Genomic DNA, 16,395 nt, shown 5'->3' on the forward strand with positions numbered 1-16,395 from the left:
AAGGTGCGGTGGACCCCGACCTTGGGCAGAGTAAGGGGGCGATTCATGTCGTCCGAGGTGATGCGACTGTTCAGGATTCGGCCGTTCAGGATGCCGCACAAGGGAAACCCCCCAGAGTGGGCTGGTGCGAGGGGATCTCGTGGGACCGGAGTGAGCGATGTTCCGCAGTGGGTCCGCCGACGGCGGTGACGAGCTGCTTCAGCGGCTCGGCGCGCTGACCGCCCGGGCCCGGGAGCTGGCAGAGATGCAGCGCTCCCGGGTCGAGCTGGCGGTGGCCCTGCAGCACGGCATGCTGCCCCGCGACCTGCCCCGCCCGCCCGGCGTACGGATCGCCGTGGGCTACATGCCCGCCAACCACGGGCTCAACGTCGGCGGGGACTGGTACGACGCCTTCCCCATGTCCGACGGACGCATCGGCATCTCCATCGGCGACGTCCAGGGCCACAACACGCAGGCCGCCGCCTTCATGGGCCAGGTCCGGGTGGCCCTGCGCGCCCTGGCCTCGGTCACCGAGGACCCCGGCCAGCTGCTCGGCCGCACGAACGAGCTGCTGATCTCCCTCAAGGCCGACCTCTTCGCCACCTGCACGTTCCTGCGCCTGGACCCCGCCACCGGGATCCTGGAGTGCGCGCGGGCCGGACACATTCCACACATCTGGGCCACCGCCGACGGCCGGTCCGGCATCGACGACGGAGAGGTCGGGCCGCCGCTGGGGGTGATGAGCGGCGCGGAGTACCCCGTGGCCTGCCACCGGCTGACCGTCGGCGGCGTCCTGGTCCTGCTCACGGACGGCGTCGTCGAGGGGCCCTCCCTGCACATCGACGACGGCCTCGGCCAGGTCAGACGGCTCGCCGAGATCACCGCGGGGGCGAGCCTCGGCATCGACGCGCTCGTCGGCGGGGTGATGAAACTGGCCGACACGGTCGGGCACGAGGACGACGCCGCCGTGCTCGTCATCGGCCACGACGTCGGCGTCCCCTGGTACCCGGCGCCGAACCTGACGCCCACACCCGGCGGGTCCTCGCGCGGACCCGGCCAGACGCCTTCGTCTGGCCGATCCGGCCCGCCCGGTGTCTGATGACTGCTGTGGTGGTGACTCGGCGACTGCTGCCGCCCGTGGAGGCGGCCCTCAAGCTCCTGGTCGTGGCCGCCTGCTACTACGTGGCCGGCCGCATCGGGCTGCTGAGCCAGGTCGTCGTCGAGGGCGTCGTCGTCACCCCCATCTGGCCCCCGACCGGCGTCGCCGTCGCGGCCCTGCTCGTGTTCGGCGTCCACGTCTGGCCGGGGATCGCCCTCGGCTCCTTCCTCGTCATCGCCTCCATCGTCACCCCGCACATGACCACGCTCGTCAACGTCGCGGGCAACACCCTCGCCCCCCTGTGCGCGTATTTCCTGCTGCGCAGAATCGGCTTCCGGCTCGACATCTCACGGCTGCGCGACGGGCTCGCCCTGGTCTTCCTGGGCGGGCTCGGCGCCATGCTGATCAGCGCGACGATCGGCGTCGGCCTCCAGGCCGTCAACGGAGACCTGGACCGGGGCGAGTTCTGGGCCGTCTGGCTGTCCTGGTGGGTCGGCGACGCGATGGGCGTCCTCCTCGTCACCCCGCTGCTGCTCCTCCTCGTGGGCGTCGGCCGCCCCCGGTGGGACCGCCGCTGGCTGGAGGCGGTCTGCCTGGCCGTGGCCACGGTCGTCATCGTGCCGCTCTGCGCGCTCGGCGGGACGAGCCTGCTCTTCCTCGTCTTCCCGCTGCTGATCTGGGCGGCCATCCGCTTCCAGCTGGCCGGCAGTACGCTCTGCGCCCTGTTCTCCTCCGTCCTGTCCACGTACGCCGCGAACACGGGCAAGGGGGCCTTCCTCCATCTCTCGAAGGTCGAGATCATGGTGAAGCTGCAGGCGTTCAACGGCGCCACCGCCCTGACCGCCCTGCTGCTCTCCGCGCTCGTCACCGAGCAGATCGCGACCCGCCGCTCGGTGCAGAGCGCCTGCGACGAACTCGCCGAGGTCCTGGACCATCTGGCCGCGGGGGAGACGCCGCTGGAGGTGCCGCCCCGGCACCTGCCGGAACAACCCCAGGCCGAAGGAGACCCCGCATGAGCATCCGGCGGATGGACAACGTCCTGATCGTCGTCGAGGACCTCGACGCCGTCATCGCGTTCTTCGTCGAACTCGGCATGGAACTGGACGGCCGGTTCCCGCTGGAAGGGCGCTGGGCCGAGCGCGTCATCGGCGTCGACGACGTGCGCCAGGACGTCGCCATGCTGCGCGTCCCCGGCGCCCCGGGGCGCGTCGAACTGGCCAAGTTCCACCGCCCCGCCCCGGTCGTACCGGAACCGCAGGCCGCCCCGTCGAACACGCTGGGCCTGCGCCGGATCATGTTCGCCGTCGACGACCTCCACGACACCGTCGCCCGCCTGCGCCCCCACGGCGCCGAACTCGTCGGCACGATCGAGCGCTTCGAGGACACCTTCCTGCTCGCCTACGTGCGCGGTCCCGAGGGCATCATCGTGGGCCTCGCCGAGGACCTGGCCTGACCCGTACGGGGGAAGGGGCGCACGCCTGTGCCCACGCGCGGGCGAGGTTGATCGCCGCCGTGGTGCGTACAGATACGGGTGTGTCCTCGGGGGCAGCAAGGCGGGTGCGGGACCGGAAGGAGGGGGGCCGGTCCCGCACCCGTCGGAACGCACCTGCACACCGGCGTAACGGTGTGACCTACGGTGCAGACAACGGTGGCTGTGAGGTGCGGGCCCGAGGGGGAGTGCGCGTCCCCGGACCCGCGGTGTCCTGTGCAACGAGCGGGACGCAGAAACGATGCGCTGTGAGCCCCTCGGTCTACTGTCCGCTTCCCTGCGGCCCCAGTGCCGGGTGCGCGGGCGGACCCGCCGGGGCCGGTCCGGGGAGCAGGACCGCCTCCTGGTGGCGCGTGTGGGCCGCGGCCTGCTGAACCTCGGCCACGACGTCACCCCGCTCGCGCACGAGTTCTTCATAAATGGGCGCGAGATCGTTTCCGGCGCCGTGCGTACGTGTCACCTGATCGCTCCTTCCGCTGCCGTACCCCGTCGATTCACCGTGAGGCCGCATTCGCCGAACCGTCAGGCGCGATTGATCCGAGCGGCGATCCCATGGCCGATCGCCAAATAGATCAACGCCGGAAGGCCGTAATTGAGAATGATCCGCAGGAATTCTGTGTCCATCGTGAAAATGTCCTGTGCCCACCCGGAGAGCCAGCCGGCCGCGGAGTGCACGAACGACACGAACGGGTTCGCCCCGTTGGCCTCCAGGAGATACAGGACGATCCACAGACCCAGGAATCCGGCGGCGACGTCGGCGATCGTGGAGATCGTGAGGGCCGTCCTGCGTGCGGTGCGCGCCCTGCTCTCCGAGCGGTCGGGCTCCGGGGGCCGCTCGTACGACTGGTATCCGGGTGTGGGGTGGCCGGTGCCGTTCACAAGAAATCCCATCTGACGCTTGGCCGTTTCTCCCTTTCAGCGCCGCGCAATTGCCGGCGTGTTACACCCGGGACTCCGGCGCCGAACATATGGTGCCCTGTTCACGCACGTACAGAAATTGATCGGCAGCCCACGACATTGCGGACCCCGGCTGCCGCCGCCCGGCGCACCACAGCCGTCCGGAGCAGAATGACGGGCATGGATATCAGGCTGTCCTCGGCGCGCGGGCGCTGGATCCTCGCGTGCGTCGTGCTCGCCTCCGGTATGGCCATGCTCGACGGAACCGTGGTGAACGTCGCACTGCCCAAGATGGGCCGCGACCTCGACGCCTCGATCTCGGTGCTCCAGTGGGTCGTCAACGCGTACATGCTGACCCTGTCCGCGCTGCTCCTGTGGGGCGGCGCGCTCGGCGACCGGATCGGCCGGCGGCGCACCCTCGTCCTCGGCGTCGCCTGGTTCGCCGTCGCCTCCGCGCTGTGCGGACTCGCCCCCGACGAGGGGACGCTCATCGCGGCACGGGCCCTGCAGGGCGTCGGCGGCGCCCTGCTCACACCGGGCTCGCTGGCCCTCGTACGCGCCGTGTTCCACCCCGACGACCAGGCGCGGGCGGTCGGCGCGTGGTCGGGCCTGACCGGGGTCGCCGGCGCGCTGGGGCCCTTCCTCGGCGGCTGGCTCATCGACGGACCCGGCTGGCGCTGGATCTTCCTCATCAATGTGCCGATCGCCGCGGTCGTCCTCGCCATCGCGCTGCGCCACGTGCCCGAGAGCCGCGACCCGGACGCGGCCGGCACCCCGTTCGACCAGCTCGGAGCGGTGCTCGCCGCGCTCTGCCTCGCCGGTGTCAGCTACGCCCTGATCGGCGCGTCCGGCGGCGTCCCGGCCGGCGGGACCGCGCTCGCCGCGGTGTTCGGCGTCGCGGCCGGGGTCGCCTTCGTCCTCGTCGAGCGGCGCAGGGCCGCGCCGATGCTGCCGCCGTCCCTGTTCCGCTCCCGCCTCTTCAGCGCCACCAACGGCATGACCCTCGGCCTCTACGCGGGCATCGGCGGCATCCTCTTCCTGCTGCCCGTCCAGCTCCAGGTGGCCCTCGGCTACGACGCGCTGGAGGCCGGCGTGGCCACCCTGCCGATCACCGTCCTGATGCTGCTCCTGTCCGCCCGCTCCGGTGACCTGGCCCGCCGCATCGGACCGACGGTGCCGCTCGTGACCGGCCCGCTCGTGGCCGCGGCCGGCGTCCTGCTCATGCTGCGGATCCACCCCGGCTCCTCGTACGCGGCCGACGTGCTGCCCGCGGTCGGTGTGCTCGGCCTCGGCATGGCCACGTTCGTGGCGCCGCTGACGGCGACCGTCCTGGCCTCCGTGGAACCCGAGCGCGCCGGGCTCGCCAGCGGCGTCAACAACACGGCCGCCCGCGTCGCGCAGCTGCTCGTCGTCGCCGCACTGCCGCTCGCCGTCGGCCTGTCCGGCGAGGCGTACACCCGGCCCGAGGCCGTGAACACCTCCTTCCACCGTGCCGCGTACGGATGCGCCGCCCTGTTCGCCCTGAGCGCCGTGCTGGCGGCGGTCTTCGTCCGCCCCCGGACGGTGCGCCCGCGCCTGGCCGAGGCGCCGCGCCCGCAGTGCCGCTCCCACCTGGGCGTCACAGCCCCCGCGTTGGAGCCGGGCCCGGACGCCGATCACCGGTGATGCCGGTATGCCGCACGGACAGGGGTGGTCGAAACACTCATCGGCGTGACCGGGTCCGGGCTGCCCGCCGGTCGGGACATCGGACGCGCTCGGGCACATCCCCGTGTACGGCCACCGCCCGCGGGCGGTCGGCTCAGCCGTTCCAGGCGCAACTGCCCAGCGTGGCCCGCCCCTTGGCGACCAGCGCGTCCGCCTCCCGGGCCGGCAGCGCCCGCGTGTGCGCGTCCCGGCAGACCACCGTCCGGTCGGCCCGGCCCGCCAGGTCGACGAGGATCTGGTCGCAGTGCCGGTACTGGACGTCGTGCCCGGAGTCCGCGTACGTACGGGTCCGCACCTGGTCGGGCGCGAACTGCTCGCGCCAGGTGGCCAGGGTGCTCGCGGGGACGGTGGTGTCCTTGTCGCCGTGGTACAGGAACACGGGCGCCGTCAGCTTCGACACGTCCGGGCCCGGGCGCTCGCAGTACAGCCGCTGCTCGTGCACCTGCGGCGCCGGATCCGCCTGCTGGCCGCGCTGGTTGTAGGTCCGCGCCCCTTCCTCGTACGCCGTGTCGGCGAAGCCGGGGATCGGCCGGACCGGGCTGTCGGCGGGGAACGCCCACCACACCCGCGGGTCCCTGATCTGGTCCTTCACCGCCGCCGAGAGCTGCTCGTCGGACAGGCCGCAGTACGCGGGCTTCGGGCCGAAGGGCGGGAGCGCTGCCGCCAGGTGCAGGGCGCTCACCCGCTCCGGGGCGCGGGCCGCGATCTCGGCGGCGTACGGGCCGCCGCCGGATATCGCGATCACCTTGAACTCCCGTACGCCGAGCCGGTCGAGGACCTGGAGCACGTCCTCGGCGTAGTCGGCGCGGCCGAGCTCCGGGTCGTAGGCGGTGTCGCCGAAACCGTTGCGCTCGACCGTGATCATGCGCAGGCCCAGGTTCTGCCGGGTCGTGCGCAGGAAATCGGTCATGTGGACGGCGCGGGCGCTGGTCCCGGTGCCGCCGATGCAGAGGACCGGGGTGCCGTCGGCGGGGCCCGAGTCGGTGTAGTGCGCGGTGCGGCCCGACGGGAGCTTCGCGGCACGCACGTCGGCGCCGAGGGAGTCGAACGTGTCCTGCACCTTCGGTTCGGCCGGGGGACTCGCGCTCACCGCGCCGGTGCCGCCGATGACGATCCCGCCGAGGAGGGCGAGGGCGGCGACGCCGACGGTGGTCGTGGTGCGGTTGAGCGCGGGCAGCGGCACGGGAACTCCTGGGGCCGGAGGGACACTTGACGTGCCCGCGCCTACCCTGCCCGGGGGTACCTCACACGGTGCCGGGCCCCGACGCCCGTGCCGGTGCCAATGGGTCGCTCTGCTGTGCCGTCGCACGCCCTGATGTCGCACGATTCCGCTCACCGTGCCACAGAGATCGGACCTGTGTGCCGTGCTCGATTTGTCAGGCGGTGAGCAAAACCTGCGTCCGTCACGGCGGTCGGGTCGCCCGGGCCGAGGGGATGACCAAGGCGCGATTTGAACGGTGCATGCCAAATGGGGCGGGGCTGTGCCTTGTCGTCTCCAGAGGGGCGTGCCTCAATGGGCCCACTCACCACGGCTGACAGACCGTCAGGCCACCGGTGCGACCTCCCCCCCCCCCACACGAAGGGCACAGGGCACCCCCATGCGACGAAACCCCCGTACCTCCTTCTCCGTTTCCCGGCGAGCCGGGCTGACCGCGGCGCTCGGCGCCGGCCTCGCCGCCGGCGTACTGGCACTGGCTCCCGCGGCCGGCGCCGTCGCGCCGCAGACCGCCACGATCTCCTTCGACTGCGGCACCTGGGGCTCCGGCAGTGCCACCCTCACCGCGTCGCAGAACGGCACCGCCGCGACCATCGAGGTCTCGACCTCCGCCATCACCGCTCCGATCAATGTCGGCGCGGGCTCTGTGAACTCCACCCTCACCCTCACCAACCACGGCACGGGCGCGGTCCAGTTCACCGGCCACTCCAACCCCGCGATCCCGGCCGGCAGCCCCGTGTCGACCGGCCCGCTCACCGGGACCGTCGCCTCCGGCGACAGCCTGGCGGCGACGTCCCTGAAGGTGGTCGTCTTCGGCATCACGGCGACCTGTACGGCGACCTCCGCGCAGGCGCCCGGCCCACTCGTCTTCGACTGAGCGGTACGGGATCCGGCACGGAGGTGAGAGGTGCGGGGGTACGGGCCCGTCGTGGCCCTGTACCCCCGCACGCGTGTCGGCGCGCGGTGCCGGTGGAATCCCGTCCGGCCTCGGCGACGGCCGCGATCACGGCGGCGCGCGTCGGCCACGCCGCACGGCCGGGGCGGTCCGCATGGTGTTGGACGCGAGGCCTGAAACTGTGCGCCGCCGTCACGTGGTGGACGAGTCGGTCGTCGTCGTCCGACCGGGAGTTGCCGATCCAGTGCGTCGGGGAGCGATGATCTCCGCCGCCGGCCGCTCGTCCCCGGCCGGCACCGCGAGCTCCATCGCCACCTGGCGGTAGGCGACGGCCGGGATGGTGCTCGCGCAGCGCGCTGACGGCCGGGATCACGTGCCGGACCGGACGCGTCGCGCATCCGGCGAGCCGGGCACGGCCGGTCGGCGGACCGTCCGGGGCGAGGTCCCCGAGACCCGCGTCGAGGGCGGCCAAGGGGCGCGACGACTAAGCGCGCTGGAGCCGCGCCCTGCTCGACGCGCAACAGGCCTTCGTCACTCCGACCGGCCACCGGGGCCGCCCCTGCACCCGGCTCGTGATCGTCAGCCCGACGACCACCCCGGACGGCATCCGCCTGATCGACGACTCGATGAGCGAACCCGCCGCCCGGCAAGGGTCCGATGGTCAAATGCGTATGTGATCAAGGAAAAGAAGGAGTCAAGCGGGCGTATATGGCTTGATCTGAGGCGCGAACTGACGGGGCGGCAGGTTAGCCTGAGATTGGTTGTCTGGGGCAACCAAATGTGCCCGGGGTGGGCCCCACCCCCTCCGGGTGCGCCGGCACGCGCCGGCGGCCCCGGACCTCCGTGACCGATCACGCACCACCACGGGCGCACCCAGGGACGAGGGCGCCCGTGGGTTCAGGAGGAACGCACATGCCCGCCGAGGCATCCGCAGCCGTAGTCACCCCCACGCGCACCACCCCCCAAGACCCCCCACCCTTCCGTACTTTCGTCGAGGAAAGCCTCGACGCCCTCCGGGACGCCCCGGACCGCGAACTGCTGGTCCACGGCGAGCACCGCATGACGTCCCGTCAATTCAATGCGCTGGTACATGGAATGGCCCACGCACTGGCCGCCGCCGGTGTCGAGCGGGCCACGACCGTCACCCTGCTCAGCGGCAATCTGCCCGAGGCCATAGCGGCCCGGTACGCGGCCAACCTCCTGGGCTGCCGCGTCAACCACCTCTACAACAAGCTGTCCGCCGACGTGCAGGCGACGATCGTCCAGGACGTCGAGACGCGGGTCCTGCTGGTGGACCCGCGCCACGCCGACCGCGCGGCCGAGATCACGGACCGCGTGCCCGTACCGCACGTGTTCGTCCTCGGCGAGAGCGGGGGCGCAACGGGGCCGGATCTGACGGCACTTGCCGCCGGACAGCCGACCGAGCCGTTCGTCTCGCGGGCCCGGCCCGACGACATCTGCACCATCCGGCACACCGGCGGCACCACCGGCCACCCCAAGGGCATCGTCACCACCTTCGAGCAGGTCGCCCGGATGAACCGCATGACGACCGCAGTGCGCCCCGAGGAACCGGCGCCCCGACAGCTCGCCTGCACCACCCTCGCGCACGCCGCGGGCCTGCTGGCGGACATGGTGATCCGCTGCGGCGGCACCGTCGTGCTGCACGACGACTTCGACGCGGGCGAGGTGCTCGCCACCATCGAGCGCGAACGCGTCACCCGGCTGTTCCTGCTGCCGCCGCTCCTCTACGAGCTGCTCGATCACCCGGACTCCGCGCGCCGTGACCTGAGCAGCCTGCGTGGCCTGACCTACGGCGGCTGTCAGGCCTCACCCGCGCGCATCGCGGACGCCGTACGCCGTCTCGGGCCCGTGCTCGTGCAGTTCTACGGGCAGAACGAGGCGGGCGGGATCAGTGTGCTCACCGCCGACGACCACGACCCGGAGCGGCCCGAACGGCTGCGGTCCGCCGGCCAGGTGCTGCCCGGCGTGGACATCGCCGTCCGCGCCCCCGACGGGCGGGGCCTGCCCGCCGGTGAGCTCGGCGAGATCTGCGTCCGCTCCGAGGGCGTGATGACGGGCTACTGGAAGCAGCCCGGGCTGACCGCCGAGGTGCTGCGCGACGGCTGGCTGCACACCGGGGACATCGGGTTCCTGGACGCGGACGGCTACATCACGGTCGTCGACCGGCTCAAGGACATGATCGTGGTCGTCGGCGGCCACGTGTACACCACCGAGCTGGAGGACCTCGTCAACACGCACCCGAAGGTGCGGCAGAGCGCCGTGTACGGGGTGCGCGACGCCGACCGCATGGAACGGGTGCACGCCGCGGTCGTCCCGGTGCCGGGCTCCGGCGTGACGGCGGAGGAGCTGCGGGCGGCGGTGCGGCAGGAGCGCGGCGCGATGTACGAACCGGCGCACATCACCTTCCTGCCGGCGCTCCCGCTGACCGACGCCGGCAAGCCGGACAAGAAGCTGCTGCGCAGGCAGGCGGAGGAAGCAACCGCACGGGTCTAGGACCGGGCCCCGTACTCCCGCCCGCCGGAAGGCCCCCGGCGGGCGGGAGCCGGCGACGGAGGTCACGGGGTGAGCCGCCGGGAGGCGCGCTCCACGAACGCCGTGGCCTCGGCCGTCGCAGGTCGGGGCCCGGACCCGAGCTGATGCGAGAGGGCCGCGGCAACCGTCGAGTGCCTCCCGTACCGGGACAGGTACCAGCGTCCGCCGTCGACCTTCGAGCACAGCCCGCCGCCCTCGGCGAAACGGAGCGCGCGGCACGCATTGAGCACCGCATACGTCGGATCGGCCTGATCGAGCCCCCACCGCAGCTCGTCCAGCATCGCGGCCACGACGCGCGCGGCGGGCACCGGACCGAACACCTCGGACGCCGGAGGGCCGCAGACGGCGTAGGAGTGCTCGCGGCACACGGCGCAGTGCAGGACGAGATCGGGGTCCCCGGCGTGGGCGGCCCCCGGTACGACGACGCGTTCCTCCGCGCTCGCCCGGACATGGACCTCGAACGGGCAGGAACCCAGGTCCGCAGCCGTGGCCGATGTGATGACGCTCAACTCGAGCCCCGTTCCCGGGCATCGCACCGACGTGTCCGCCAACGCCTCGCCGAGGGTGCGCTGTTCGGCCTCGCCGGACGGTGCGGCGACGACGGCCAGCACGTCCACGTCACTGCGCGCGGCCCGGAACCCGCCCAGCACGGCCGAACCATGCACGTACACGCCGACGAGATCGCGGCACGTGCCGGAGAGCACGGCCGCGACCTCGGTGACATAGCGCAGGACCTCGGAGGGGAGGGCGGTGGTGGGTCGGGCGTCGCTCATGGCGCCGAGCCTAGGGCGTCTCCGACGGCCCGCAGGGCCACCACGTCACCGGCCTCAACCAGGTGCTCGCCGTAGGCGGGGCGCGCGCCGAAAGGGTCGCTCCCCTTCCACTTCCCGGGCGGCTAGCGGCAGTTGGCGTGCGAGGCCATGGAACTGTCCGGCCAGTAACGCCCGTTCGTGACCTCGACCGCGACGCGGTCCCATCGTGCGGCGCCGCCCGGCAGGGGGCCAGGACCATCGCTGCTTCGCATGCGGCGAGCGTAGCCCGCTGCCGCTACAGGCCCGGCACGGTGAACCCGTTGAGGGCCCACAGCGCGGCCGAGTACCAGAGCAGCCCGATCGCGGCGAACAGCGCGCCGCCCGCCACCGGCAGGGTCCAGCCCGGCAGCCGCCGGCTACGCACCACCAGCACCTTCGCGACGAAGGCCCCGTACAGCGCGCAGCCCGCGACCGAGTGCAGGAAGACGCGGGTGCTCGATGTCTCCACACCGTAGGTGCGCACGCAGTGGAAGGCGATCGGCACCGACAGGAGGAAGGCCAGCCAGCCGACGGCGCGGTGTGCGAGGCGGACGCGGCCCGGCCGGGAGCGGCCGTACATCCACAGCGCCAGCAGGACCTGGACGATCGCCAGGCCGAACAGGGCCGAGCCCAGGCGGGCCTTGAGCGTGACCGCGTCGGCGCCGTGGGCGCCGAACAGGCTCGTCGTGTACTCGGGGGAGTGGTGCCGGCCGGTCAGCCAGATCGCCACCCCGACGGCCACGGGCAGCGCGGCGCCGAGCGCGACCGCGACCGCCCGGGCCGGAGTCGTGGTGGCCACCGGTCAGTCCTTGTCGACCTTGTTGCCGTCGGCGTCGAGCACGTACCACTTCGCACCGAACTGGTTGAGCCCCTGGCCGTTGGTGTCACCCGGCTTCGTGTCGCCCGCGTACCCGTAGACCGGGTGCCCGTGGTAGGTGACCTGGGTCTTGCCGTCGTCCCGCTTCGTCGTGCCGAGCAGCTTGTCCTGCGCCGAGCCGCCCACCGACGCCTTGCCCTCCGTCAGCAGCGGCGGCCAGGCCGTCGCGCAGCCGCCGTTGCAGGTGGAGGACGTCGACTTGTCGGCCTCGAACAGGTACAGGGTGCGGCCCTTGCCGTCGACGAGAACGGTGCCGAGGTCGCCGGCCTTCGCCGTCTTCACCTCGGCCGTGGCGCCGGCCGGAGCGCTGCTCGGGCTCTTGCTCGTGGACGCCGACGGGGACGCGTACGAGGATCCGCCGCCTCCGTTGTCGTCGGAACAGCCGCTCATCGCGGCGATCGTCAGGAACGCGGCCGTGCCCACGACGGCCAGGCGCATACGCCTCATCACAGCTCCACAGGTCGACTCGGGAGGCCCGGCCTCCGAGGGGCTCCCGCTGCCCGCATACTCCTCGATCGAGCCATAAGGGCGGCCGACTGTGCGGGGGGCCACCCGGAGTTTCACTGGGATGGCGGCGGTGCGCGGACGCGGCGCGGAAGGCACTCTTGCGGGGTCCGGACAGGCCTTTCACACTGCGGTGCACGGGGCGGAGTGCGGTGCGGCGGAGTGGGGAGTGGTGCGGTGATGGCAGCACGTCGAGGGCGCGGCCGGTTACCGAAGGGGACGCGCCGCACGCTGCGGACCCTGGGGGCCGGGACAGCCCTGATCGCCGCCGTGTGGCTGGCGGTGAACTGGGACGCGGTGTGGCCCGTGGTGGCGGTCCTGGCCGGGGCCGTCCTGGCGGGCGGAGCCGGCTGGGTGCTGTGGCGGGCCCACCGGAACGCGGTCGGGCAGGACCGGATCTGGCGCCAGGAAGAGGCGGAGAAGGCCAGGGAGCGGTCGATGGCGGAGGTCGACGCGTTGTCCTGGCAGGAGTTCGAGCAGTACGTCGCCGAGCTGTGCCGCCGGGACGGCTGTACGAAGGTCGTCGTCAGCGGCAAGAGCGGTGACCTGGGCGCCGATGTCGTCGGGCGGCTCCCCGACGGGCGCAAGCTCGTCGTCCAGTGCAAGAAGTACGCACCCGAACGCAGCGTGTCCTCCCAGGACATGCAGAAGTTCGTCGGCACCGCCCGCCCCGAACACGGCGCGGACGTCGCCCTGTTCGTCACCACCTGCCGTACGTTCACGAAGGCCGCGCAGGGCCTCGCCTCGCGTCAGGACGTCGTCGCCCTGCACCGCGACCTGTTGGGCGCCTGGGTCAAGGGCGCCCACCTCGACACGTTGATCCCGCTCAACGGGCAGGGCGACGGCAGGGCGAAACGACGTTCGACCGCCTGAACTAATCTTCGGCGCATGGCCATGACACCTGACGAGTTCCACGAGCACGCGCTCGCCGCCACGGACGACGCGCACCGCCTCCCCCTGGCCCGGATGACCGGTTGGGAGATCAGCCCCTTCGAGCAGGAGGGCCTGCGCGTCACACCCCTGCGCCCGCCGGTCGTGCCGGAGCCGCCGCGGCACGGCGAGGACCCGGCGGAGTGCGGGTCGTGCGGCCGTCGAGACGAGGGGATCTGGTTCAACGAGCGCTGGCGGCTGACCCGCGTCAAGAAGGTCGGCGTTCCGCTGGTCCTCATGCTGCACCCGCGCGACCACTACGACATGGCCGACCTGCCCGATGAACTCGCCGCCGAACTGGGGGTGTTGAACGCCCACATCGTCCGCCACGTGCAGGCCCTGCCGCACATCTCCCGGGCCCACATCTACCGCATCGGCGACGGAGGCGCCCACCTGCACATCTGGTTCTTCGCCCGTCCCGAGGGCCAGACCCAGATGTACGGCTCCTGGCTCCCCGTCTGGGACGACCTGCTCCCGGAGTACCCGGCCGACCTCGCGGACGCCGACGCGGAACGGGTGGCCGAGGCTTTGATCCAGTCCGCCGGCGGCACGCGTACGGCGGACAGCGTCGCGGGTGCGCCGACGGTGTGAACCACGCGCACGGTCCTCATGGCCGCCACCGTACCGAGGCGGCCATGAGGGACCCTGCGGGTCAGGAGGAGATGGTGCTCGTGTGGGAGACCGTGCGGCCCGCCGCCAGGTTCTCCGCCACCTCCTCGCGCCAGACCTTGTCGGCGCGGCTGGTGTCCAGTTCGAACTCGAAGCGGTTGGTCATCTCCGGGGTGATGTCCTCCACGTCGACGTAGAACTGCTGGTACCAGCGGCGGAGTTGGTAGATCGGGCCGTCCTCCTCGGTGAGGAGGGGGTTGTCGACACGGGTCTTGTTCTGCCAGATCTCCGCGTCCTGGCGGAAGCCGATCTCGACACCGGCGCCGAACTGCCGGGCCGCCGCGTTCGCCGCCTCGTTGTCCATGCCGGGCAGCTTCTTCACGATCACGCCGAACTGCAGCATGAACGCGTCCTGGCGGACCGGGTAGTGACTGTTGATCAGGACCGCCTCCAGCTCCTGGCCGCCGCCGACCGGGCTCCACAGGTAGTCGATCATGTAGGACGGGCCGTAGTACGCGGCCTCGGAGCGGTTCACCGCGGGTTCGGTGCCCGGCGGGACCATGCCGAGGTCGTAGTCCTGGCGGTACTCGAAGTTCATCTGCTGGGCCGCCGTGTGCCCGTCGAGGACGTTCTTGAAGTACGTGGGGAAGGAGTAGTGCACGTAGAAGAAGTGCGCCATGTCCGAGTTGTTGTCGACGATCTCGCGCGGGTGCGAGCCCTCGATGAGGATCTGGTTCCAGGTCCACCGGCTCCACTCGTCGGTGAACGCGCCCTCGATCCTCGGGATCGCCTGCTCGGGGATCGGCGGATTGCCCTGCGGGTCGTGCCAGACGAACAGCTGCTTGTTCTCCTCCAGCGTGGCCCAGCTCCGGGTCTTCGCCGCCCGCGGTACGCGCCGCGCGTAGGGGATCGCGGCGCACCTGCCGTCGCCCGACCAGCGCCAGTCGTGGAACGGGCAGGCGACCGCGTCCCCCTTGACGCTGCCCTGGCTCAGGTCGCCGCCCATGTGCGGGCAGTAGGCGTTGAGGACGTGCAGCTCGCCGCTCTCGCCCTGGAACACGACGAGCTTGGTGCCGAAGGCCTCGATCTGGTGCGGCTTGCCGTCCTTGAAGCTGTCCGCCAGGCCCAGGCAGTGCCAGCCGCGGGCGAAGCGGTCCGGCATCGCGCCGGTCCTGATCGTGTGGAACGAGCTCATGAGGCGTCCTTCATGTGGGTCGCGGCAACGTAGCCGAAGGTCATGGAGGGGCCGATGGTGGAGCCGGGGCCAGGGTAGGTGTCGCCCATGACGGCCGCCGAGCAGTTGCCGGTGGCGTACAGGCCCTCGATCGGTGTGCCGTCCTCGCGCAGCACCCGCGCGTGCTCGTCCGTGAGCAGTCCGCCCTTGGTGCCGAGGTCGCCGGGCTTCACCGGCAGGGCGTAGTACGGGCCCTCGGTGAGCGGGTGCAGGTTCGGGTTCGGCAGCGTCGGGTCGCCGTAGTAGCGGTCGTACGTGCTGTAGCCGCGGCCGAAGTCGGCGTCACGGCCCTGCTCCGCGAGGGAGTTGAAGCGCTTGAGGGTCGCCTCCAGGCGGTCGGCCGGGACACCGATCTTTCCGGCCAGCTCGCGGACCGAGTGGGCCGTCCTGAGGATACCCTCCTCCTCGAACGCCTTCGGGAACTTCTGCCCGGGCACCAGGCCGAGGAACGGGTAGCGCTTGCGGGCGACCGAGTCGAGGATGATCCACGAGTTCTCCGGCGCACTCGGGCTCGCGTACATGCGGTCCACGAACTCGTGGTACGGGGCGGCCTCGTTGACGAACCGCTCACCGTCGCCGTTCACGATCACCATGCCGGGGATCGCGCGGTCGGCGACCAGGAAGAAGAGCCCGCCGCCCGGGACCGGCGTGGACGGCGCGCCCCACACCTTGTCCATCAGGGCGAGCGCGGCGCCCGCCTCGATGCCCGCCGTGAGCACCTCGCCGACCTGGCCGGGCGAGGAGTGCGTCCAGTCCGCGGATGTGGGCCGGGGCAGGTACTTCTCCCGCAGCTCCTGGCTGTGCGAGAAACCACCGGCGGCGAACAGGACACCGCGCCGCGCCCGCACGGTCACCGTGCGGCCGTTCCTCTCGACGCGCAGGCCGACGACCTTGCCGTCCTCCAGCACCAGCTCACGGAACGGCGAGTCGAGCCACAGGCCGCCGCCGGACGCGGCGAGCGCGAGCCGCAGCCGGCCGATGAGCGCCGTGCCGAGCGCCGCCATCTTCTTGCCCGCGAGGAGGTTCTTGGCGGCGGCCGCCGCCATCCTGACCGCCGTCCTGCGGCCCTTCCACGTGCGGGCCGCCATGTTCAGGAACCGGAAGTCGTACTGCGTGATGGTCAGGCCGTACGTGGGCAGCTCGTTGGTGCGCAGTTTCTCCCGCTCCGGGCCGAGCTTGCGCAGGTCCAGCGTCTCCGGCTCGATGGTCCGGCCGCGCGGCTTGCCGCCCTTGCGCTCGGGATAGTAGTCCGCGTACCCGGGCACGTACCTGAACCGCACCCAGTCCGTGCGCTCGTGCAGGAAGCGCAGCATCTGCGGGCCCCGCGTCAGATAGGCCGCCTTGCGCTCCCGGCTGACCTGGTCGCCCACGGTGGCGTCCAGGTAGTCCATGGCGTTGTCGAACGTGTCGACCTCACCCGCCTGCTGGAGATACAGGTTGTCGGGTATCCACAGACCGCCGCCGGACAGTGCGGTCGAGCCGCCGTACCGGTCGGTCTTCTCCACCACCAGGGCGGACATGCCGTGCAGTTGCGCGGTGATCGCGGCGGTCAGGCCGCCTCCACCGGAACCGACCACCACTACGTCGTACTCGTGATCCCAGTCCACTGTGACTGTTC

General features: G+C 71.9%; 17 protein-coding genes. 8 read left to right on the forward strand and 9 right to left on the reverse strand.

Annotated elements, in window-relative coordinates; all coding sequences use genetic code 11:
• The first annotated feature begins 157 nt into the window (after positions 1–157).
• The 3 genes from ACZ4E1_RS37250 to ACZ4E1_RS37260 are packed head-to-tail and all read left to right on the forward strand — an operon-like array spanning position 158 to position 2,531.
• On the forward strand, positions 158–1,078 hold the full coding sequence (locus tag ACZ4E1_RS37250) for a PP2C family protein-serine/threonine phosphatase (protein ID WP_467547970.1): 921 nt from the start codon (positions 158–160) through the stop codon (positions 1,076–1,078).
• Positions 1,078–2,094 (forward strand): MASE1 domain-containing protein, encoded by a 1,017-nt coding sequence (locus ACZ4E1_RS37255; protein ID WP_467547972.1) that lies wholly within the window; start codon positions 1,078–1,080, stop codon positions 2,092–2,094. The genes ACZ4E1_RS37250 and ACZ4E1_RS37255 overlap by 1 nt, the downstream gene beginning before the upstream one ends.
• On the forward strand, positions 2,091–2,531 hold the full coding sequence (locus ACZ4E1_RS37260; protein WP_467547974.1) for a VOC family protein: 441 nt from the start codon (positions 2,091–2,093) through the stop codon (positions 2,529–2,531). The genes ACZ4E1_RS37255 and ACZ4E1_RS37260 overlap by 4 nt, the downstream gene beginning before the upstream one ends.
• Positions 2,532–2,829: 298 nt before the next feature.
• On the opposite strand, the gene ACZ4E1_RS37265 is transcribed toward ACZ4E1_RS37260, so the two are convergent.
• A complete protein-coding gene (locus tag ACZ4E1_RS37265) occupies positions 2,830–3,027 on the reverse strand; it encodes a hypothetical protein (RefSeq protein WP_467547975.1) in 198 nt (65 codons plus the stop codon).
• 62 nt (positions 3,028–3,089) lie between these two features.
• A complete protein-coding gene (locus tag ACZ4E1_RS37270) occupies positions 3,090–3,458 on the reverse strand; it encodes a hypothetical protein (protein WP_467547977.1) in 369 nt (122 codons plus the stop codon).
• A 186-nt stretch (positions 3,459–3,644) separates the two neighbouring features.
• Between ACZ4E1_RS37270 and ACZ4E1_RS37275 the strand changes: the two genes are divergently transcribed.
• Positions 3,645–5,129 (forward strand): MFS transporter, encoded by a 1,485-nt coding sequence (locus ACZ4E1_RS37275; RefSeq protein WP_467547979.1) that lies wholly within the window; start codon positions 3,645–3,647, stop codon positions 5,127–5,129.
• A 133-nt stretch (positions 5,130–5,262) separates the two neighbouring features.
• Here the strand turns inward: ACZ4E1_RS37275 and ACZ4E1_RS37280 are convergent, their stop codons facing one another.
• Positions 5,263–6,351, reverse strand: coding sequence for an alpha/beta fold hydrolase (locus tag ACZ4E1_RS37280; protein WP_467547980.1), 1,089 nt, complete (start codon positions 6,349–6,351; stop codon positions 5,263–5,265).
• Positions 6,352–6,766: 415 nt separating this feature from the next.
• On the opposite strand from ACZ4E1_RS37280, the gene ACZ4E1_RS37285 reads away from it, so the two are divergent.
• Positions 6,767–7,261 carry a hypothetical protein gene (locus tag ACZ4E1_RS37285; RefSeq protein WP_467547982.1) on the forward strand — a complete coding sequence of 165 codons (495 nt, stop codon included), beginning with the start codon at positions 6,767–6,769 and terminating at the stop codon, positions 7,259–7,261.
• Between the two features lie 930 nt (positions 7,262–8,191).
• On the forward strand, positions 8,192–9,793 hold the full coding sequence (locus tag ACZ4E1_RS37290; RefSeq protein WP_467547984.1) for an AMP-binding protein: 1,602 nt from the start codon (positions 8,192–8,194) through the stop codon (positions 9,791–9,793).
• A 62-nt stretch (positions 9,794–9,855) separates the two neighbouring features.
• On the opposite strand, the gene ACZ4E1_RS37295 is transcribed toward ACZ4E1_RS37290, so the two are convergent.
• The 4 genes from ACZ4E1_RS37295 to ACZ4E1_RS37310 all read right to left on the reverse strand — a co-directional run bounded on the left by ACZ4E1_RS37295 (position 9,856) and on the right by ACZ4E1_RS37310 (position 11,947).
• Positions 9,856–10,605: an aminoglycoside adenylyltransferase domain-containing protein gene (locus tag ACZ4E1_RS37295; protein WP_467547986.1), complete on the reverse strand. Its 750-nt coding sequence runs from the start codon at positions 10,603–10,605 to the stop codon at positions 9,856–9,858.
• A gap of 122 nt (positions 10,606–10,727) precedes the next feature.
• Positions 10,728–10,856 (reverse strand): hypothetical protein, encoded by a 129-nt coding sequence (locus ACZ4E1_RS37300; protein ID WP_467547988.1) that lies wholly within the window; start codon positions 10,854–10,856, stop codon positions 10,728–10,730.
• 23 nt (positions 10,857–10,879) lie between these two features.
• Positions 10,880–11,422 carry a DUF6529 family protein gene (locus ACZ4E1_RS37305; RefSeq protein ID WP_467547990.1) on the reverse strand — a complete coding sequence of 181 codons (543 nt, stop codon included), beginning with the start codon at positions 11,420–11,422 and terminating at the stop codon, positions 10,880–10,882.
• Between the two features lie 3 nt (positions 11,423–11,425).
• Positions 11,426–11,947, reverse strand: coding sequence for a COG4315 family predicted lipoprotein (locus ACZ4E1_RS37310; protein WP_467547992.1), 522 nt, complete (start codon positions 11,945–11,947; stop codon positions 11,426–11,428).
• 237 nt (positions 11,948–12,184) lie between these two features.
• On the opposite strand from ACZ4E1_RS37310, the gene ACZ4E1_RS37315 reads away from it, so the two are divergent.
• Positions 12,185–12,877 carry a restriction endonuclease gene (locus tag ACZ4E1_RS37315; protein WP_467547994.1) on the forward strand — a complete coding sequence of 231 codons (693 nt, stop codon included), beginning with the start codon at positions 12,185–12,187 and terminating at the stop codon, positions 12,875–12,877.
• 15 nt (positions 12,878–12,892) lie between these two features.
• Positions 12,893–13,525, forward strand: coding sequence for a hypothetical protein (locus ACZ4E1_RS37320; RefSeq protein WP_467547996.1), 633 nt, complete (start codon positions 12,893–12,895; stop codon positions 13,523–13,525).
• Positions 13,526–13,586: 61 nt separating this feature from the next.
• On the opposite strand, the gene ACZ4E1_RS37325 is transcribed toward ACZ4E1_RS37320, so the two are convergent.
• Positions 13,587–14,738: a Rieske 2Fe-2S domain-containing protein gene (locus ACZ4E1_RS37325; RefSeq protein WP_467547998.1), complete on the reverse strand. Its 1,152-nt coding sequence runs from the start codon at positions 14,736–14,738 to the stop codon at positions 13,587–13,589.
• Positions 14,735–16,384, reverse strand: a complete 1,650-nt coding sequence (locus tag ACZ4E1_RS37330) for an FAD-dependent oxidoreductase (RefSeq protein ID WP_467548000.1) — start codon at positions 16,382–16,384, stop codon at positions 14,735–14,737. Before ACZ4E1_RS37330 ends, ACZ4E1_RS37325 begins: the two co-directional genes overlap by 4 nt.
• Between the last annotated feature and the right edge of the window lie 11 nt (positions 16,385–16,395).

The sequence above is a fragment of the Streptomyces sp. NPDC025806 genome (assembly GCF_055558275.1).